Origin of the sequence: Bacillus cabrialesii (genome assembly GCF_004124315.2) — a bacterium.
Taxonomy (GTDB): domain Bacteria; phylum Bacillota; class Bacilli; order Bacillales; family Bacillaceae; genus Bacillus; species Bacillus cabrialesii.
Genome location: NZ_CP096889.1, coordinates 2,398,870 through 2,418,234, shown reverse-complemented (window position 1 = coordinate 2,418,234; position 19,365 = coordinate 2,398,870). Strand labels below are relative to the sequence as shown.

At 45.3% G+C, this 19,365-nt stretch carries 21 protein-coding genes; 14 read left to right on the top strand and 7 right to left on the bottom strand.

From position 1 onward, the window contains the following. The first annotated feature begins 5 nt into the window (after positions 1-5). The 4 genes from lpdA to EFK13_RS12210 are packed head-to-tail and all read left to right on the top strand — an operon-like array spanning position 6 to position 4,737. Positions 6-1,430, top strand: coding sequence for a dihydrolipoyl dehydrogenase (lpdA, locus tag EFK13_RS12225; RefSeq protein WP_129505219.1), 1,425 nt, complete (start codon positions 6-8; stop codon positions 1,428-1,430). A 21-nt stretch (positions 1,431-1,451) separates the two neighbouring features. After that, positions 1,452-2,444 carry a 3-methyl-2-oxobutanoate dehydrogenase subunit alpha gene (bfmBAA, locus tag EFK13_RS12220; RefSeq protein WP_129505220.1) on the top strand — a complete coding sequence of 331 codons (993 nt, stop codon included), beginning with the start codon at positions 1,452-1,454 and terminating at the stop codon, positions 2,442-2,444. A 13-nt stretch (positions 2,445-2,457) separates the two neighbouring features. After that, positions 2,458-3,441, top strand: a complete 984-nt coding sequence (gene bfmBAB, locus EFK13_RS12215; protein WP_064815029.1) for a 3-methyl-2-oxobutanoate dehydrogenase subunit beta — start codon at positions 2,458-2,460, stop codon at positions 3,439-3,441. A 21-nt stretch (positions 3,442-3,462) separates the two neighbouring features. Continuing rightward, a complete protein-coding gene (locus EFK13_RS12210) occupies positions 3,463-4,737 on the top strand; it encodes a dihydrolipoamide acetyltransferase family protein (protein WP_129505221.1) in 1,275 nt (424 codons plus the stop codon). 61 nt (positions 4,738-4,798) lie between these two features. On the opposite strand, the gene bmrR is transcribed toward EFK13_RS12210, so the two are convergent. The 3 genes from bmrR to EFK13_RS12195 form a co-directional block, all read right to left on the bottom strand. Further along, entirely contained in the window at positions 4,799-5,635 is an 837-nt protein-coding gene (gene bmrR, locus EFK13_RS12205; protein WP_129505222.1) for a multidrug efflux transcriptional regulator BmrR, read from the bottom strand. A gap of 70 nt (positions 5,636-5,705) precedes the next feature. Beyond that, a complete protein-coding gene (bmr, locus tag EFK13_RS12200; protein WP_129505223.1) occupies positions 5,706-6,875 on the bottom strand; it encodes a multidrug efflux MFS transporter Bmr in 1,170 nt (389 codons plus the stop codon). A gap of 100 nt (positions 6,876-6,975) precedes the next feature. Further along, positions 6,976-7,869 (bottom strand): YegS/Rv2252/BmrU family lipid kinase, encoded by an 894-nt coding sequence (locus EFK13_RS12195; protein WP_129505224.1) that lies wholly within the window; start codon positions 7,867-7,869, stop codon positions 6,976-6,978. Positions 7,870-8,029: 160 nt separating this feature from the next. Here EFK13_RS12195 and brxB point away from each other — a divergent pair, with 160 nt between their 5' ends. From brxB to EFK13_RS12165, 6 genes are all read left to right on the top strand, one after another. Further along, complete coding sequence (gene brxB, locus EFK13_RS12190; protein WP_024715130.1) at positions 8,030-8,467, top strand: bacilliredoxin BrxB; 438 nt, start codon at positions 8,030-8,032, stop codon at positions 8,465-8,467. A gap of 269 nt (positions 8,468-8,736) precedes the next feature. Then, the gene (artP, locus tag EFK13_RS12185) at positions 8,737-9,504 is read left to right on the top strand and encodes an arginine ABC transporter substrate-binding protein ArtP (RefSeq protein ID WP_129505225.1); all 768 of its coding nucleotides are present in this window, start codon (positions 8,737-8,739) and stop codon (positions 9,502-9,504) included. Positions 9,505-9,584: 80 nt separating this feature from the next. Then, positions 9,585-10,244, top strand: a complete 660-nt coding sequence (gene artQ / locus EFK13_RS12180; RefSeq protein ID WP_064815036.1) for an arginine ABC transporter permease ArtQ — start codon at positions 9,585-9,587, stop codon at positions 10,242-10,244. Then, positions 10,237-10,959, top strand: a complete 723-nt coding sequence (gene artM, locus EFK13_RS12175) for an arginine ABC transporter ATP-binding protein ArtM (protein WP_129505226.1) — start codon at positions 10,237-10,239, stop codon at positions 10,957-10,959. The genes artQ and artM overlap by 8 nt, the downstream gene beginning before the upstream one ends. 73 nt (positions 10,960-11,032) lie before the next feature. After that, the gene (locus tag EFK13_RS12170) at positions 11,033-12,001 is read left to right on the top strand and encodes an aromatic acid exporter family protein (protein WP_129505304.1); all 969 of its coding nucleotides are present in this window, start codon (positions 11,033-11,035) and stop codon (positions 11,999-12,001) included. A gap of 51 nt (positions 12,002-12,052) precedes the next feature. After that, on the top strand, positions 12,053-12,583 hold the full coding sequence (locus tag EFK13_RS12165; protein WP_129505227.1) for a L,D-transpeptidase: 531 nt from the start codon (positions 12,053-12,055) through the stop codon (positions 12,581-12,583). Positions 12,584-12,603: 20 nt separating this feature from the next. Here the strand turns inward: EFK13_RS12165 and prli42 are convergent, their stop codons facing one another. Continuing rightward, positions 12,604-12,696, bottom strand: a complete 93-nt coding sequence (prli42, locus tag EFK13_RS12160) for a stressosome-associated protein Prli42 (protein ID WP_151458008.1) — start codon at positions 12,694-12,696, stop codon at positions 12,604-12,606. Positions 12,697-12,783: 87 nt separating this feature from the next. Here prli42 and mce point away from each other — a divergent pair, with 87 nt between their 5' ends. From mce to EFK13_RS12145, 3 genes are read left to right on the top strand one after another with little or no spacing between them, the layout of a single operon-like run. Next, entirely contained in the window at positions 12,784-13,206 is a 423-nt protein-coding gene (mce, locus tag EFK13_RS12155) for a methylmalonyl-CoA epimerase (protein ID WP_129505305.1), read from the top strand. Next, positions 13,199-14,722, top strand: a complete 1,524-nt coding sequence (locus tag EFK13_RS12150; protein ID WP_129505306.1) for an acyl-CoA carboxylase subunit beta — start codon at positions 13,199-13,201, stop codon at positions 14,720-14,722. Before mce ends, EFK13_RS12150 begins: the two co-directional genes overlap by 8 nt. Positions 14,723-14,739: 17 nt before the next feature. Next, positions 14,740-15,855 carry a tripeptidase T gene (locus tag EFK13_RS12145; RefSeq protein WP_129505228.1) on the top strand — a complete coding sequence of 372 codons (1,116 nt, stop codon included), beginning with the start codon at positions 14,740-14,742 and terminating at the stop codon, positions 15,853-15,855. A 48-nt stretch (positions 15,856-15,903) separates the two neighbouring features. Here the strand turns inward: EFK13_RS12145 and EFK13_RS12140 are convergent, their stop codons facing one another. The 3 genes from EFK13_RS12140 to mifM form a co-directional block, all read right to left on the bottom strand. Continuing rightward, entirely contained in the window at positions 15,904-16,632 is a 729-nt protein-coding gene (locus EFK13_RS12140) for a YqjF family protein (protein ID WP_129505229.1), read from the bottom strand. A gap of 163 nt (positions 16,633-16,795) precedes the next feature. Beyond that, entirely contained in the window at positions 16,796-17,623 is an 828-nt protein-coding gene (locus EFK13_RS12135) for a membrane protein insertase YidC (protein ID WP_129505230.1), read from the bottom strand. A 29-nt stretch (positions 17,624-17,652) separates the two neighbouring features. After that, positions 17,653-17,940 carry a membrane protein insertion/folding monitor MifM gene (gene mifM / locus EFK13_RS12130; protein WP_129505307.1) on the bottom strand — a complete coding sequence of 96 codons (288 nt, stop codon included), beginning with the start codon at positions 17,938-17,940 and terminating at the stop codon, positions 17,653-17,655. A 72-nt stretch (positions 17,941-18,012) separates the two neighbouring features. On the opposite strand from mifM, the gene EFK13_RS12125 reads away from it, so the two are divergent. Next, positions 18,013-19,257 (top strand): DNA polymerase IV, encoded by a 1,245-nt coding sequence (locus tag EFK13_RS12125; RefSeq protein ID WP_064815044.1) that lies wholly within the window; start codon positions 18,013-18,015, stop codon positions 19,255-19,257. Positions 19,258-19,365: the final 108 nt, after the last annotated feature.

Genomic DNA, 19,365 nt, shown 5'->3' with positions numbered 1-19,365 from the left:
TCACCATGGCAACTGAGTATGACGTAGTCATTTTGGGCGGCGGTACCGGCGGTTATGTAGCGGCGATCAGAGCCGCTCAGCTCGGCTTAAAAACAGCCGTCGTGGAAAAAGAAAAACTCGGGGGAACATGTCTGCATAAAGGCTGTATACCGAGTAAAGCGCTGCTTAGAAGCGCGGAGGTATACCGGACAGCTCGTGAAGCCGACCAATTCGGAGTGGAGACGGCTGGCGTGTCCCTCAACTTTGAAAAAGTCCAGCAGCGTAAGCAAGCTGTTGTTGATAAGCTTGCAGCCGGTGTGAATCATTTAATGAAAAAAGGAAAAATCGATGTGTACAACGGATATGGACGTATCCTCGGACCGTCAATCTTCTCTCCGCTGCCGGGAACGATTTCTGTTGAGCGGGGAAATGGTGAAGAAAATGACATGCTGATCCCGAAACAAGTCATCATTGCAACAGGATCAAGACCGAAAATGCTTCCGGGCCTTGAAGCGGATGGCGAGCATGTATTGACTTCGGATGAGGCTCTCCAAATGGAGAAGCTGCCTAAATCGATCATCATCGTCGGCGGAGGCGTTATCGGTATTGAATGGGCGTCTATGCTTCATGATTTTGGCGTAGAGGTAACGGTTATTGAATACGCGGACCGTATATTGCCGACTGAAGATCAAGACATTTCAAAAGAAATGGAAAGTCTTCTTAAGAAAAAAGGCATCCAGTTCGTCACAGGGGCAAAAGTGCTGCCTGACACAATGGCAAAAACGGCAGATGACATCAGCATTCAAGCGGAAAAAGACGAAGAAACCGTTACCTACACTGCTGAAAAAATGCTCGTTTCCATCGGCAGACAGGCAAATATTGAAGGAATCGGCATAGAAAACACTGATATTGTCACTGAAAATGGCGTCATTTCAGTGAATGAAAGCTGCCAAACGAAGGAATCTCATATTTATGCAATCGGAGACGTAATCGGTGGCCTTCAGTTAGCTCATGTTGCATCGCATGAAGGCATCATTGCGGTTGAGCATTTTGCGGGTCTCAACCCGCATCCGCTTGATCCAACACTTGTACCGAAGTGCATCTACTCAAGCCCTGAAGCTGCCAGTGTCGGCTTAACAGAAGATGAGGCAAAGGCGAATGGGCATAATGTCAAGATCGGCAAGTTCCCATTTATGGCAATTGGAAAAGCGCTCGTATATGGAGAAAGCGACGGATTTGTAAAAATCGTGGCGGACCGTGATACGGATGATATCCTCGGCGTGCATATGATCGGCCCGCACGTCACCGACATGATTTCAGAAGCGGGTCTTGCCAAAGTGCTGGACGCGACGCCGTGGGAGATCGGACAAACGATTCACCCGCACCCGACGCTTTCTGAAGCGATTGGAGAAGCAGCGCTTGCCGCAGACGGCAAAGCCATTCATTTTTAAAAGCATAAAGGAGGGGCTTGAATGAGTACAAACCGACATCAAGCACTAGGGCTTACTGATCAGGAAGCCGTTGATATGTATAGAACCATGCTGTTAGCAAGAAAAATCGATGAAAGAATGTGGCTGTTAAACCGCTCTGGCAAAATCCCGTTCGTGATCTCTTGCCAAGGACAGGAAGCAGCACAGGTAGGAGCGGCTTTCGCTCTTGACCGTGAAATGGATTATGTACTGCCGTACTACAGAGATATGGGAGTTGTGCTGGCGTTTGGCATGACAGCAAAGGATTTAATGATGTCCGGTTTTGCCAAGGCGGCGGATCCGAACTCAGGAGGACGTCAGATGCCGGGGCATTTTGGACAAAAGAAAAACCGCATCGTGACGGGATCATCTCCAGTGACAACGCAAGTGCCGCACGCAGTCGGCATTGCGTTAGCGGGACGTATGGAGAAAAAGGATATCGCAGCCTTTGTTACATTTGGTGAAGGCTCTTCAAACCAAGGCGATTTCCATGAAGGGGCAAACTTTGCCGCCGTCCATAAGCTGCCGGTTATTTTCATGTGTGAAAACAACAAGTACGCAATCTCAGTGCCTTACGATAAGCAAGTCGCATGTGAGAACATTTCCGACCGTGCCGTAGGCTATGGAATGCCTGGCGTAACCGTGAATGGAAATGATCCGCTGGAAGTTTATCAAGCGGTCAAAGAAGCACGTGAACGGGCGCGCAGAGGAGAAGGCCCGACATTAATTGAAACCATTTCTTACCGCCTTACACCGCATTCCAGTGATGACGATGACAGCAGCTACCGCGGCCGTGAAGAAGTAGAGGAAGCGAAAAAAAGTGATCCCCTGTTCACTTATCAAGCTTACTTAAAGGAAGCAGGCCTGCTGTCCGATGAGACAGAACAAACCATGCTGGATGAGATCATGGCAATCATTAACGAAGCGACGGATGAAGCGGAGAACGCCCCTTATGCAGCTCCTGAGTCAGCGCTTGATTATGTGTATGCGAAGTAGGGAGGAAGAACAAATGTCAGTAATGTCATATATTGATGCGATCAATTTGGCGATGAAAGAAGAAATGGAACGAGATCCTCGTGTTTTCGTCCTTGGGGAAGATGTAGGAAAAAAAGGCGGTGTATTTAAAGCGACAGCCGGCCTATACGAACAATTTGGAGAAGAGCGTGTGATGGATACGCCGCTTGCTGAATCCGCGATCGCCGGAGTCGGTATTGGAGCGGCTATGTACGGTATGAGACCGATTGCTGAAATGCAGTTTGCTGATTTTATTATGCCGGCGGTCAACCAAATCATTTCTGAAGCGGCTAAAATCCGCTACCGCAGCAACAATGACTGGAGCTGCCCGATTGTCGTCAGAGCGCCATACGGCGGAGGCGTACACGGGGCCCTTTATCATTCTCAGTCAGTCGAAGCGATTTTCGCCAATCAGCCCGGACTGAAAATTGTCATGCCTTCAACGCCGTATGACGCGAAAGGACTCTTAAAAGCTGCAGTTCGTGATGAAGATCCTGTGCTGTTTTTTGAGCACAAGCGCGCGTACCGCCTGATAAAAGGAGAGGTTCCGGCCGATGATTATGTCCTGCCGATCGGCAAGGCAGATGTAAAACGGGAAGGCGACGACATCACGGTGATCACATACGGCCTGTGTGTCCACTTCGCGCTGCAGGCTGCAGAACGTCTCGAAAAAGATGGCATTTCAGTGCATGTGGTTGATTTAAGAACGGTCTATCCGCTTGATAAAGAAGCAATCATCGAAGCCGCATCCAAAACAGGTAAGGTCCTTTTGGTCACAGAAGATACAAAAGAAGGCAGCATCATGAGTGAGGTGGCCGCGATTATATCCGAGCATTGTCTGTTCGACTTAGACGCGCCGATCAAACGGCTTGCAGGTCCTGATATTCCGGCTATGCCTTATGCGCCGACAATGGAAAAATACTTTATGGTCAATCCTGATAAAGTGGAAGCGGCGATGAGAGAATTAGCGGAGTTTTAAAGACGTAAGGAGGATACAAACATGGCTATTGAACAAATGACGATGCCGCAGCTTGGAGAAAGCGTGACAGAGGGGACGATCAGCAAATGGCTCGTCGCCCCAGGTGATAAAGTGAACAAATACGATCCGATCGCGGAAGTCATGACGGATAAGGTGAATGCAGAGGTTCCGTCTTCTTTTACCGGAACGATAACAGAACTTGTCGGTGAAGAAGGACAGACCCTGCAAGTCGGGGAAATCATCTGTAAAATTGAAACAGAAGGCGCCAATCCGGCTGAACAAAAACGAGAGCAGCCCGAGGCATCAGCAGCAGCTGAGACGCCTGCCGCAGAAACCCGCGCCGAAGCAGCCGATCAGCCAAATAAAAAGCGCTACTCGCCGGCGGTACTCCGTTTGGCAGGAGAGCACGGCATTGATCTTGATCAAGTGACAGGAACAGGTGCCGGCGGCCGCATTACGCGAAAAGATATTCAGCGCATCATTGAGGCAGGCGGCGTTCAAGAACGGGCTGAGGAGCCGAAAACAGCAGCTCCTGCACCAGAATCTGCACCAAAACCGGAACCGAAGGAAGAGGTTTCATCTCCGGCGTCTGCAGCCGGAGATAAAGAAATCCCTGTTACAGCTGTAAGAAAAGCAATTGCTTCCAATATGAAGCGCAGCAAAACAGAAATACCGCATGCTTGGACGATGATGGAAGTCGATGTCACAAACATGGTGGCATATCGCAACAATATAAAAGATTCCTTCAAGAAGACGGAAGGGTTTAATTTAACATTCTTCGCCTTTTTTGTAAAAGCGGTCGCCCAGGCGTTAAAAGAATTCCCGCAAATGAATAGCATGTGGGCGGGCGACAAAATCATCCAGAAAAAGGATATCAATATTTCAATCGCGGTTGCGACAGAGGATTCTTTATTCGTTCCTGTGATTAAAAACGCTGATGAAAAAACAATTAAAGGCATTGCGCGAGAAATTACAGACCTCGCCAAAAAAGTAAGAGATGGAAAACTCTCAGCAGACGACATGCAGGGAGGGACGTTCACCGTCAACAACACAGGTTCGTTCGGATCTGTTCAGTCGATGGGCATCATCAACTACCCTCAGGCTGCCATCCTTCAAGTAGAATCGATTGTCAAACGTCCGGTTGTCATGGATCATGGCATGATTGCTGTAAGAGACATGGTCAATCTGTGCCTGTCATTGGATCACAGAGTGCTTGACGGCCTCGTGTGCGGACGATTCTTGGGACGAGTGAAACAAATCTTAGAATCGATTGATGAAAAAACGTCAGTTTACTAAATAAGCAGAAAGAGCATTTTTTGAAACATAAATTCAAAAAATGCTCTTTTTCTATTCGTGATTATTGAGCGATTCGGATTTTCATTTCGACCCGATATTCTTCTTGTTTTTTCGGTGAATAATGAATCGGTATGATTAGCTCGTAAACATCACTGACAACAGTCAATTGGCGGTCAGTGATATACTTGATAAGCTTCTGTAAGTTGAGAAAATAATGCTCAGGAGAAAAATTATAAGCGATACAAACATATTTGCCTTTAGGAATCGTTGTGATTTCCATATCCGGCGTAATCGCCGAAATTTGTTTATTCGTCAGTACAGGCGTGAAAATATGCCGGTAAGTCATTTCATCAATGCTGGTGTACGGCTGAAAGGGGAAAGTAGCGCCGTAGCTATTGTTTGTAAATCCATCTGCTGATTCGATGAATGTTTTCAACTTGCTGTAGGAGGCGTTGAGCACGTTTTCAGGCCCGATTCCCTCTGCCTCTGTCTGAATGATGCGTGTTTCCTCTTCATCTAAAACAAACACCTCGCCGAGCGCGGGAAATTCCATCTGCCGTTTCATCCGCTTTTTTACCATTGCGATGGTTTGCTCCAATGCTGATAAAAAGTCTAATTTCTCCCTGATTTGCTTCTCCTGCTCTGAATAAAAAGCAAACAGTTCTTCCATTTCTAGGTCCTGTGCCTTTTTCATCTCTTCTAAAGGTGTGCCGATATATTTCAATGATTTGATCAAGTCCAGATGAATGAGCTGAGAATCTGTATAATAGCGATAGCTGGTATCCGGGTCGACGTAAGCGGGTTTAAATAGATCAATTTTATCATAGTAACGGAGCGCTTTAATTGACACGTTTGCCAGTTTTGAAACTTCTCCAATTGAATAATACGATTCCTCCATGCCATCACTCCTTCTATATCAGTATAATGAAGAAGCGCATTCTTTGCAGTACACAAAGAATACGCTTTTATCATGTGCTGGCTTTTGCATGGGCAGGCGCTTTCCAAGCAATGGTCAGCGCAATGCCTATAGCTAAAGAAACCGTTGCAAAGTAGAATGGATAATTTACGTCAATATCGAACATCATTCCGCCGATAATAGGCCCGAATACATTGCCGATGCTTGTAAACATTGAATTCATTCCGCCGGCAAACCCCTGTTCATTTCCCGCAATCTTTGACAGATAAGTCGTTACCGCAGGACGCATGAGATCAAATCCGACAAACACAGTGACTGTTACTAGCAGAATCGCAACATAAGAATGCACGATTGTCATCAAGAATACCAGACTCGTTGAGAGAATTAAGCTATACCGAATTAAAGGAATTTCCCCAAACCATCTTGTAAAGCGGTCGAATAAGACGACTTGCGTAATGGCGCCGACAATCGCTCCGCCTGTAATCATAATGGCGATGTCGCTTGCCGTAAATCCGAATTTATGGTCAACGAATAACGCGAATAATGATTCAAATGACGCTAAACCAAAAGACGAAATCAAGATAATAAGAAAAGCAATGAAATACATAGGGGCAAAAATCCGTTTAAAGCCTGTTTTCTGCCCTGTTATTTCCTGATTCTCAGGATTTCGCTCCGGCTCGCGCAGCGTGAGGATTGATAAAACGGCTGCCAGCAACGCAAAGGCTGCCGCAAAGAAAAAAGGCAGGCGGGAATGGATTTCCGCTAAAAATCCCCCGATCCCGGGTCCGATAATAAAACCTGTTGAAATGGCGGCTGACATATAACCGAGCGCTTTCGGCCGTGTTTTAATAGTCGTGATATCTGCGATAAAAGCCGTGACCCCGGGCATAATGAAGGCAGCGCTGATACCGCCAAGCATACGGGATATAAACAACATCTCTACTGTTTTTCCGATGCCGAATAATAACTCCGAAACACTAAAGAACAAAAGACCGATCACGATCATGATTTTACGACCAAAGCGGTCAACCCATCGACCGGCTATTGGTGAAACAATGAGCTGTGTAACAGCGAAGCAGGCAACCATATAACCGACCGCGGTACCCGATAAATTCAATTCATTCATAATGGTGGGTGTTACCGGAATCACAAGTCCGATCCCCAAAAAGGCAATAAATAAATTGGTCAATAATATTGTTAAGGTGATATTTTGTTTCTCCATGTGACTTCCCCTTTTTCGAAAGTGTATCCCTTATACTGTAAAGCCTCCTCCTAGGGGAGAGTCAACGGATTTGCAAAATCTTTCTAAGCCATAAAGACAGTTATTCAATTGCAGGAACAAGCATGTCGATGTGCTGCGGCAGGACTTGAATGACCGCGGGCGTTTGTGTATAAACTTCTCCATCCATATCAGCCTTTTTGGCCGTTTCTGTTTCAATCTCAATACGGGAGGCCTGAATATAGGACAGCTCTCCGGCAAAACGGTCAATTGTGCCCTGTTCCATGCTCATCAGCTCCCGCAATGCAGTGAGGTTGGTGTTGCGGCATATGAGGATATCGAGTAAGCCGTCTTCTATACTTGCATCAGGCAGGGGAATTCGGTTCGTTCCGATGTATTGTCCGTTCATCACAAGCAGCATAACGGCTTCTTCTTTAATTTCTTCTCCGTCAATTTTTAATGTCATCGGAAACGATGCGGCAGATGAGACAGTCCGCAATGCACTTGTAAAATAGCTGATTTTCCCCAATAATGCTTTTTCCGTTTCGTTAATTTGATTCGATGTTTCTGTAATCAAGCCAATCCCCCAGAAATTTAAAAAATAACGGTCGTTCATCTGACATACGTCTACGCTTGTTTTTTTTCCTGGCACAAGTGCTTCCGCCGCCTTTGCGAGATTTTGAGGAATGCCAAGCACTCTCGAAAAGTCATTGCATGTGCCGCCTGGCAAAATCCCGACTGCTGGCCTTTGTTCTAAAGCGCTGATGCCGTTTATGCATTGATGGACCGTACCGTCGCCGCCGAGAATAAAGACGGTGTCAACAGAATCATCAATGGATTGGCAAAAATGATACGCATCGTCTTTTTTCTTTGTCTGTCTAATGATCACCTCATCAAAAGATTGTGATAATACCGGCACCACTGCCCCTAATGCTTTTTCTATATTTTTGTTGCCGGCATTTCCGTTATGAATCAGTAACCCTTTCCGGTGGCTCATATAAAACTGCTCCTTTATTTTACATCTGGTAATATGATCCCCTTTTTCTGTCAACAGTAAACGGAAAGCGAAAAAAGTGTACGGCCAAGCAATGTCATTTGCCGATATGGACGTTTCCTTGCTATCATAGGAACAGATGATGAAAAAGGAGAGGTCTTCATTGAACATGGACTTTAATTTATTTATGAATGATATTGTCCGCCAAGCGAGACAAGAAATTACAGCTGCCGGATACACTGAGCTGAAAACAGCTGAAGAGGTGGATGAGGCGCTTGCGAAAAAAGGAACGACGCTCGTCATGGTAAACTCAGTTTGCGGATGCGCCGGGGGAATTGCGAGACCGGCAGCTTACCATTCCGTTCACTATGATAAAAGACCTGATCAGCTCGTTACCGTTTTTGCCGGACAGGATAAAGAAGCGACAGCGCGAGCGCGTGACTATTTTGAAGGATATCCGCCATCTTCTCCGTCATTTGCGATTTTGAAAGACGGAAAAATCATGAAAATGGTAGAACGTCATGAAATTGAAGGACATGAGCCGATGGCAGTTGTGGCAAAGCTGCAAGAAGCCTTTGAAGAATATTGTGAAGAAGTATAAGACGAAAAAAACCGGAGCCGCTTAGGCATCCGGTTTTTTTATGCATAAAATCCCAAAGAGATATGAATAAATATTAAGAGATTATTCAATCCGATTGTACAATAAATCTATATTTATCTAGTGATATCAGAAAAGATACCGCTGGAAAAATAAGCTTGAAGATAATTTTTAAAAATAGTATTGCATAAAAATAAGAAACTGTTTAAAATACAAATTAACGAATAAATATTCAAAAGAACTAAAAGTAATGAATATGGGGGAAATGGATCATGAAAAAATGGCTCTTATTACTTGTGGCTGCCTGCATCACTTTAGCACTATCCGCTTGCGGGTCAAGCAATTCAGGTTCTGAAGGCGGAAAGAAAAAGTTAATTATGGGTACTTCGGCGGATTACAAACCGTTTGAATATAAAGAAGGCGATACTATTGTCGGCTTTGATGTAGATTTGGCAAAAGCGCTTGCGAAGAAGACTGGCTACGAAATTGAAGTGCAGGATATGGACTTCAACAGCTTAATTACAGCGCTGAAATCAAAACAGGTGGATCTGGTTCTGTCAGGAATGACACCGACGCCTGAGCGTAAAAAACAAGTTGATTTTTCCGATGTGTACTACACAGCGAACCATATGATTGTCAGCAAAAAAGACAGCGGCATTACATCTCTGAAAGACCTGAAAGGAAAAACAGTCGGCGTTCAGCTTGGCTCTATTCAGGAAGAGAAGGGGAAAGAGCTTTCTCCGGAATATGGCTTTAAAACAGAAGACCGCAACAGAATTTCTGATTTGGTGCAGGAAATCAAATCTGACCGCTTTGATGCCGCGATTATCGAAGACATTGTAGCAGAAGGGTATTTCAAATCAAATGACGACCTGCAAGGCTTCGTGATTCCTGATGCGAAAGCGGAGGAAGCCGGTTCAGCGATTGCTTTCAGAAAGGACAGTGAACTGACAGACAAATTCAATAAAGCGCTCAAGGAAATGGAAGATAACGGAGAGCTCGAGAAATTGAAGAAAAAATGGTTCACTGGCGAGAAGTAAAAAAAGCGGCTCAACTTTTTCGTTGAGCCTTTTTATTGAATAGGAAATCTTTTTTCCTGTAAGAAAAGGAGACAAAGACTATGAATTTGGATTTTTCAGCAACGATCCCCCAAATTCCTTTTATATTAGAAGGCTTGGCAATTACTTTGAAAATTGTCATCGTATCAGCCATTATCGGACTTATACTGGGAATTGTGCTAAGCTTATGCAAGATCAGCACGTTTCGTCCTCTTATCTGGATCGCTGATTTTTATACATCAGTGTTCCGCGGTACGCCTTTAGTGCTGCAGCTTATGATTGTCTATTTCGGGCTTCCTCAGCTGCTCGGATTTCAAATTGACCAGTTTTGGGCTGCGGTTGTCGCATTGTCATTGAATTCCGCCGCTTATGTATCGGAAATCATCAGAGCCGGAATCAACGCCATTGATAAAGGGCAAAAAGAGGCGGCTGTCGCACTGGGTGTCCCGTACGGCAAAATGATGAAGGATCTGCTTTTGCCGCAGGCCTTCAAAAATATATCACCCGCTATTTTGAATGAATTAATTACGTTAACAAAAGAATCGGCGATCGTCACCGTCATCGGGCTTGGTGATGTCATGAGACGCGCATATCAAGCTGGCGCCGCTACTTACAATTACCTTGAGCCGCTCATTATCGCCGGATTGATTTATTATGTGCTTGTCTTGATTTTAACGTTTATCGGCAAGGCTGTAGAAAGGAAGCTGAAATCCAATGATTAAGGTTGAAAAGCTGTCAAAATCATTTGGGAAACATGAAGTATTAAAAAACATTTCAACAACGATCGCTGAAGGTGAAGTTGTTGCCGTAATCGGCCCTTCAGGCTCAGGCAAATCAACGTTCCTTCGCTGTTTAAACCTGCTGGAAAAGCCTAACGGCGGAACCATTATGATCAAAGACCAAGAGATCACGAAGCCGAAAACCAACACATTAAAGGTCCGGGAAAACATCGGGATGGTTTTTCAGCATTTTCATCTCTTTCCGCACAAAACGGTTCTCGAAAATATTATGTACGCGCCTGTAAATGTCAAAAAAGAATCAAAACAAGCCGCGCAGGAAAAAGCCGAAGAGCTGCTCCGCAAAGTCGGGTTATTTGAAAAGCGAAATGACTATCCAAACCGTTTATCAGGCGGGCAAAAACAACGCGTCGCCATCGCCCGGGCACTTGCGATGAATCCGGAAATCATGCTGTTTGACGAACCGACCTCTGCCCTTGATCCGGAGATGGTCAAAGAAGTGCTTCAGGTGATGAAAGAGCTCGTCGAAACCGGCATGACCATGGTGATTGTCACGCATGAAATGGGCTTCGCAAAAGAAGTGGCAGACCGAGTGCTGTTTATGGACCAAGGAATGATTGTCGAGGACGGCAACCCGAAAGAATTTTTTCTTTCGCCAAAATCCAAAAGAGCGCAGGACTTTTTAGAGAAAATATTATAGAATATAGAAAAAAAGAAGAAGGCTGATCGCTTCTTCTTTTTTATTGAAGAAACAAATAGAAATGGAGTCCGACATGTTTAAAATTGGTTACCGCACAATAAAGACCGCGCTTGGAACAGCTTTGGCTATTTATATAAGCCAGCTATTGCATTTGCAAAACTTCGCTTCAGCAGGAATCATCACCATTTTGTGCATTCAAATCACACAAAAACGGTCGCTTCAGGCGTCATGGGCCCGCTTTGCGGCATGCTGTCTGGCAATTGTTTTTTCTTATCTCTTTTTTGAGCTGATTGGCTATCATCCGTTTGTTATCGGAGCGCTTCTATTGATATTCATTCCGATAACGGTCCTGTTAAAAATTAACGAGGGAATCGTCACCAGTTCCGTTATTATCCTTCATTTATACATGTCCGGCGGCATTACGCCTGTTTTCATCTGGAATGAAGTTCAGCTGATTACGGTTGGCATCGGCGTCGCTCTATTGATGAACTTGTATATGCCGAGTCTTGACCGGAAGCTGATTGCCTATCGCAAAAAGATAGAGGATAACTTCGCTGTCATTTTCGCAGAAATAGAGCGGTATTTGTTAACTGGTGAGCAAGATTGGAGCGGAAAAGAAATTCCGGAAACGCACCAGCTCATTACGGAGGCGAAAAACCTGGCATACCGTGATGTGCAAAACCACATTCTGCGCTACGAAAACCTGCATTATCATTATTTTAAAATGAGAGAAAAGCAATTTGAAATTATCGAACGCCTTCTTCCTAAAGTGACTTCTATCTCGATTACGGTAGATCAGGGAAAAATGATCGCTGAATTTATTCACGATTTACGGGAAGCGATACACCCGGGAAATACGGCGTACAAATTTTTGAAAAGACTTGCTGACATGAGAAAAGAATTTGAAGAGATGCCGCTTCCGGTGACAAGAGAGGAATTTGAAGCACGAGCCGCTCTCTTTCATCTTCTCGGGGAAATGGAGCAATATTTAGTCATCAAAAGTTATTTTAAAGGAATAAAAGCGCAAAAATCACTCGCATGATCCGCATGAGCTCTTCCTTCATTGGTCAACCTAATGAAAAAGGAGGAGCTTATGCGTTTTTTCTTATGTTCAATTTTTATGATGATTTCACCGATTTGGCCGCTTGGCGAAAACCCGCTGCCCGGCGATCCTTACGTCATTGTCAACAAGAGAACAAACGAACTGGCTGTCATCCTCGACAACAAAGTAGAAGGCGTGTACAGTGTGGCGACAGGAAAAACAGATGAACTGACCCCGGAAGGAGAATTTTCGGTGACGGTAAAAGCGGCGAATCCTTACTACAGAAAGAAAAATATTGAAGGAGGAGCTCCTGACAACCCGCTTGGGGCAAGGTGGATCGGGTTTGACGCGAAAGGAACAGACGGGCGGATTTACGGAATTCATGGGACAAACCGAGAAGAATCAATAGGGAAATTTGTGTCCAACGGCTGTATACGTATGCATAACGATGAGGTTATTCATCTGTTTCAAACGATTCCGGTGGGTACGAAAGTGCTGATTACGGACGACTCCCGCTCTTTTGAAGAGATTGCTATCGAGCATAAAGCTCTGATAAAAAAGCAGGATGTTCCCATTCAATAAGGCCGCCTGCTTTTTTATCGTTAGAAAAACATAACGATTCCTGAGAGTACAGTTGAAAGAATAAAAACTCCCAAAATCAAGATTAAAACACTTTTCATCAGTTTTTGAGACATGATTTCACTCCTTAGACAATCTGTCTATATTTTAGCGTGTTTTGAATGGGCGGACAAGCGATATCTATTTGGAAAGCAGGGATGAAAATGAACAGGCTTGACCATATTGGGATAGCCGTTTTTTCGATCGAGGACGCAAGAAACTTTTATGAAAATATACTGGGGCTTGCGTTTCTTCATCAAGAAACGGTAGAAGAGCAAAAGGTGAATGTCGCTTTTTTTCAAGCGGGAAGCGTCAAGCTGGAGTTGATAGAGCCGTTGACACCTGACAGCCCCGTCCGTTTATTTTTGGAGAAGAAAGGGCAGGGGGTGCATCATATTGCGTTTTTATGCACCAGCTTATCTGAACAGCTGCAAGCATTGTCTGACCGGCAAGTTCAATTGATCGACCCGTATCCGAGACAGGGGGCAAACGGGAAAAAGATCGCATTTCTTTCTCCGCGGGAAACAAACGGCGTTCTTGTTGAGCTTTGCGAGCCGAAAGGAGACCAAACTGATGAACATGAATGAGCATATTGATCATCTATATACGAGGCGGAGGCAGGCAGAACAAGGCGGAGGACATGAAAAGCTGTCCCAGCAGCGGCAAAAGGGAAAGCTCACTGCTCGTGAAAGGATCACGTTTCTTCTTGATCAGGATAGCTTTATCGAGTTGCATCCCTTCATGGAGAGTCAAGTGTTAACAAGAGAACAGCGTATTTTAGGGGATGGAGTCGTGACAGGATACGGGACAATTGACGGACGCTCTGTATATGTATTTGCGCAAGATTTCACAGTGTTCGGCGGGGCGCTTGGCGAAACCCACGCCAAAAAAATCTGCGCACTGATGGATCTGGCAGCAAAAAATAAGGCGCCGATTATCGGGCTGAATGACTCAGGTGGTGCGAGAATTCAAGAGGGTGTGGTATCATTAGATGGATACGGTCACATATTTTACCGAAACGTCTTATATTCCGGAGTCATTCCGCAAATCTCGGTTATTTTAGGGCCGTGCGCTGGAGGCGCTGTATATTCTCCGGCACTCACAGATTTTATATTTATGGCTGAACAGACCGGCCGGATGTTTATTACCGGACCGAAAGTGATTGAAAAAGTGACAGGAGAGCAGGTTGATGCGGAGAGCTTAGGTGGAGCGGGAATACATAATGCCGTCAGCGGAAACGCCCACTTTTCCGGACATACGGAGAAGGAGGTTTTGACAGGAGTGAAAAAACTGCTGTCTTATTTGCCGCTGAATGGCCAGACAATAGCGCCGCAGCCAGAGAAAGAGGCTTCCAGACCGTTATTAAACCATCTCGTGCCCGCTGACACGACAAAGCCGTATGATGTTCGAACGGTGATTAAGGAGCTGGCTGATCCGCAGTCTTTTTTTGAGATTCAGCCGTTTTTTGCGAAAAACATTGTCATCGGGTTTGCAATGCTGGGTGAAAAAACGATCGGCATCATTGCGAGCCAGCCGAAGCATCTGGCGGGCAGCCTGACGATTGACGCTGCTGATAAAGCAGCTAGATTCATCCGTTTTTGCGATGCGTTTGATATACCGCTGCTAACTGTCGAGGATGTTCCGGGGTTTCTGCCCGGTGTTCAGCAGGAGCACAGCGGAATTATCAGGCACGGAGCAAAATTATTGTTTGCTTATGCAGAAGCGACCGTCCCAAAAGTCACGCTCATTATCAGAAAAGCGTACGGCGGAGCCTATGTCGCTATGAACAGCAAAGCAATCGGAGCGGACCTAGTATTTGCATGGCCGAATGCTGAAATCGCAGTGATGGGTTCAGAAGGCGCCGCATCGATTTTGTATGAAAAAGAGATAAAAGCTTCAGCCGACCCGCAAAAGACAAAAAACGAAAAAACAGCTGAATACAAAAAGCAAAACGCGGGCCCATACAAAGCGGCGGCCTGCGGAATGGTCGATGACATCATTTTGCCGGAAGAATCAAGGAAAAGATTGATTCAAGCTTTTCACATGCTTACACATAAGACAGAAGAGAGACCGAAAAAAAAGCACGGTAACATACCGCTTTAACATGGAGGGACTTACAAATGGTGAATGAAAAACGCCTGCTGGAAGAATTTTTAGAACTTGTCCAAATTGACTCAGAAACAAAGCACGAAGCTGAAATCTGCAAAGTGCTGAAACGAAAATTTTCTGATTTAGGTGTGGACGTTAAAGAAGACGATACAATGGATATCACGGGCCACGGAGCCGGTAACCTGATTTGCACGCTAAAAGGGACAAAACAAACAGATACGATCTATTTTACATCTCATATGGACACAGTTGTACCTGGAAACGGCGTAAAACCAGTTGTAGAGAACGGTTACGTCAAAACTGACGGCACGACGATTTTAGGCGCTGATGATAAAGCGGGACTGGCTGCAATGTTTGAAGCGATTAAAGTGCTGAAAGAAGAAAACATTGCACACGGCACGATTGAATTCATCATTACAGTAGGTGAGGAATCAGGCCTGATCGGAGCGAAGGCGCTTGACCGTTCTATGATCACGGCATCTTACGGCTATGCCCTTGATTCAGACGGAAAAGTCGGAAATATCATTGTAGCCGCGCCGACACAGGCAAAGGTAAGAGCGGCAATTTACGGAAAAACCGCACACGCCGGGGTTGAACCTGAAAAAGGCATTTCAGCCATTACAATTGCTAGCAAAGCCATTTCAAAAATGCCATTGGGCCGCATCGATGAAGAAACAACAGCAAACATCGGCCGGTTTGAAGGCGGCACACAAACAAACATTGTGTGCGACGAAGTCCATATTCTTGCTGAAGCCCGCTCTTTAGTTCCTGAGAAAATGGAAGCTCAAGTTCAGAAAATGAAAGCTGCTTTTGAAGAGGCCGCTGCCCAGATGGGCGGACGCGCAGAAGTCGAAATTGAAGTCATGTACCCGGGCTTCAAATACCAGGACGGCGACCAAGTTGTTGAAATCGCGAAAAAAGCGGCAGCTAAAATCGGACGTCCGAGCGAGCTGCAAACAAGCGGCGGAGGAAGCGACGCGAACGTGATTGCAGGTCATGGCATTCCGACGGTTAACCTTGCTGTCGGTTACGAGCAAATTCATACAAAGAATGAAAAAATGCCGGTCGAAGAACTCGTTAAAACGGCAGAAATGGTTGTTGCCATTATTGAAGAGGCGGCAAAATAAAAAAGAAAAACCCGAGTGCGCTCAAACGCATCGGGTTTTTTCTTGCATTCAGCGCCATTGCCTAAGCGGCCAAAATAACACGTCCTGTTTTTTGGCGTAATGAAGCAATGGATCTGACGCTGGCAATGCAATGTTGTGAGCATCAGCCACCGTATTGGCGGAAAACTCGGCCTCGGCATGTTGCAGCTCCCAAGGATGATGATGAATGTCTTCGTAAAAGAGCTTGCTGCGATAAGTGGTGTAGAGTCTGTATCGCTCTGTCAGCCAGTAATCCAGCGAATCCTCTTCCGCTGTAAAAGGAGCTGAAATGGGCCGGTATGCGGCGCGGAATGCTGCTTCTCCGTCGTCTCTCCGCTTGCTGACATAGTCAATGCCGTCACCGTTTTTGTCAGCTTTCATATCCGCGCGAAAATAAGGTAAATGAAAGAACGTGCGAGCGCCCAGGACCGCCAGCCGGTGATCAGCATCTAAGCTGAAAAAATAAATGCCGGGCTTGCCTTTATAAGTGACATAGGTGCGGAGGTTTAGCTCAGGAAACGCACGCGCACCGGGAATGGCAGGGAGAAAACGCGCCCTCAGGTTCGTGAGCATAAAGGGAAGCATACTGACCCAAGCTTGTCCGTTATATGTATCTAACTCTAAAACCGGCGGAATCATCACCCGAAGGATAGAAGCATCAATAGGCCAGTGGGCAAATAAGACATCATTCCAAGTTTGTCTCATGATCCAGATTCCCTCAGGCACAGAAATATTTTTTTGCTGAAAGCGTTCCGTCACGTATATGCTCCTTTCAGTTGGATGTGAGTAAAGGTATTCCCGGTTTCTATCGTTTTAAACGATACAGCTGTTTTTTAAGGTGGCCATTTTCGCCTCTGCCATGACAAAAAAAGAGTATGGTGAAATAAAAAAACAACCCCGGCTTTTCGCTCGGGGTTACTTTTTATTTCACCGGCTCAGTAAGAGCGGCGGCTTTTTTACTTTTATGATGTGTCATTTGAAGGACAACGTTTTGCACTGTCAGAAACAGCCCGCTTGTAAACCAGTAAAGCGGAAGGGCTGCCGGAACATTAAGCGAGAAAATCGTCATCATCACAGGGAAGATGAACACCATCAATTTTGCAGACTGCTGCGCTGCCGGATTTTGCGGGACAGCGGAATATTTCGCGCTCAGCTTTTGAGCGACATAGGCTTGGACAAAATACATAATCCCTGCACTAAGGGACATAAGAATATCAGATTGCCCTAAACTGAACCATAGAAACGAGTGTGACGCAATTTCAGGTGTTGAGCGAATCGCGTAATAAAGCCCAATCATAATCGGAGACTGAATCAGCATTGGAAGACAGCCCATCGCAAGCGGGTTGATATTATGCTCCTGATACAGCTTCATCATTTCCATTTGCAGTTCTTTTTGCTTTTCCGGGTCCTTTGTCTTTTTCAACTTGGACTGAATGCTGTCAACCTGAGGTTTAATAACAGCCATTTTCTCTTGGAACATGCGCTGTTTTTTGAACTGATTGACAAACAGAGGCAGTACAACCACACGCACAATAATGGTTACGAGAATAATAGAGAGTCCGTATTCTCCGTGAAAGAACCCGGCAACTCCCTTAAGCAGAGCGGAAAACGGTTCGATTAAATAGTCGTGAAAAAAACCGACGTTGCTGAGGCCTCCCACCTGATTCGTCGCCGCAAACGCGGCATTGCCCGAGCATAATACGATCAAAAAGATACCCATAGCCAAAAGTGTTTGATATGTTTTTACCAATTTGTTCTCCTCCTTTTGATAAATGCGGTTTATAAAAGAAGGGAACTGGCGTCTTCCTCATCGTTCACAGGCGAATTCATGCGGAAGACTTTACGTATCCAAGTTGTAATGCGATGATATATAATAATAAGAAAGTCTGTTCGGTTAATGTGAAAGACTGTCTGATGTTCATCAGTTCGTTTAGATTTCCATTGCTCGCCGGCACGGCACTCTCGTAAGAGGAATGCAATCCCGATTGCCGTCAGAGCCGGAAGAATAATTGTGAAAAAATCGACTAAGAATAAAACGTCATTTATCGATTCCACAAACATTGTAATCACATCCATTCAATACCTTCATTTTACTATATGTACAAGCTGTTGTCTAATGAACGAAAAGGAGATTTATTTATGCCGGGAAAGGGCCGAATTATTTTCCATATTGATATGAATAGCTTCTACGCATCGGTGGAAATGGCATATGATCCGGCTCTCCGTGGAAAGCCGGTCGCAGTTGCCGGAAACGTAAAGGAGCGCAAGGGCATTGTGGTGACATGCAGCTACGAAGCGAGAGCGCGCGGTGTCAAAACAACAATGCCGGTTTGGGAAGCGAAGCGCAATTGTCCTGAGCTCATTGTTCTTCCGCCGAATTTTGACCGCTATAGAAGCTCTTCAAGAGCGATGTTTAACATCCTCCGTGAATATACTGAGCTGGTGGAGCCTGTCTCCATCGACGAAGGCTATATGGACATGACCGATACACCGTACAGCAGCCGCGCTCTGGAGACGGCAAAAGAAATCCAAAGCAGGCTGCAAAAAGAGCTGCTGCTTCCGTCAAGCATAGGGATTGCGCCGAATAAATTTCTCGCTAAGATGGCGTCTGATATGAAAAAGCCGCTTGGCATCACGATTTTAAGAAAGAGACAAGTGCCTGATATCCTTTGGCCGCTTCCGGTTGGAGAGATGCACGGAGTTGGCAAAAAGACAGCGGAAAAGCTGAAGGGCCTCGGCATTCATACGATTAAAGAGCTAGCGGCAGCTGATGAGCACTCCCTGAAACGTCTGCTTGGCATCAACGGTCCGCGCCTTAAAAATAAAGCAAACGGCATTCACCATGCGCCGGTTGACCCGGAGCGCATTTACGAATTTAAAAGCGTCGGCAACTCATCTACCCTTTCACATGATTCCAGTGATGAAGAAGAGCTGTTAGGCGTTTTCAGAAAGCTGTCCGCTTCCGTGAGTGATCGTTTGCAGCGCAAGGAAGTCATGGCTTCGAAGCTTTTTATTATGATTAGATATGCAGATTGGAAAACCATCACAAGAAGCATCACGCTGAAAAATCCGATCGATCAAAAAAATGAAATTATGAAAGAAGCGGAGCACCTCTTTTTTAAGCATTGGAATAAAAATCCTGTCAGGCTGCTTGGCATTACCGGAACGGATTTAGTGGAAAAAGAGCAGGCCTATAAGCAGCTCGATTTGTTCAGCTTTAATGAAGATGCGAAGGATGAGCCCATTCAGCAGATGATGGAAAAGCTGAATGAAAAGTACGGCTCCAAGCTGATCAGAAAAGGGGCAAAGATAAAAAAAGAGGAGAGCAAAACGAAGGGAACAAGCTTTAATAAAGATTTCTTTCAGGATGAAAAGAAAAGCTGAATCGCTTGAAAAAAAGGGTGAAAGTATGGTAATTTCTTTATTATAAATATCATTTTATTTTAATTTAAATTTTAAAATGATGAAACGTTTGCAGAAGGGACGTTAGAA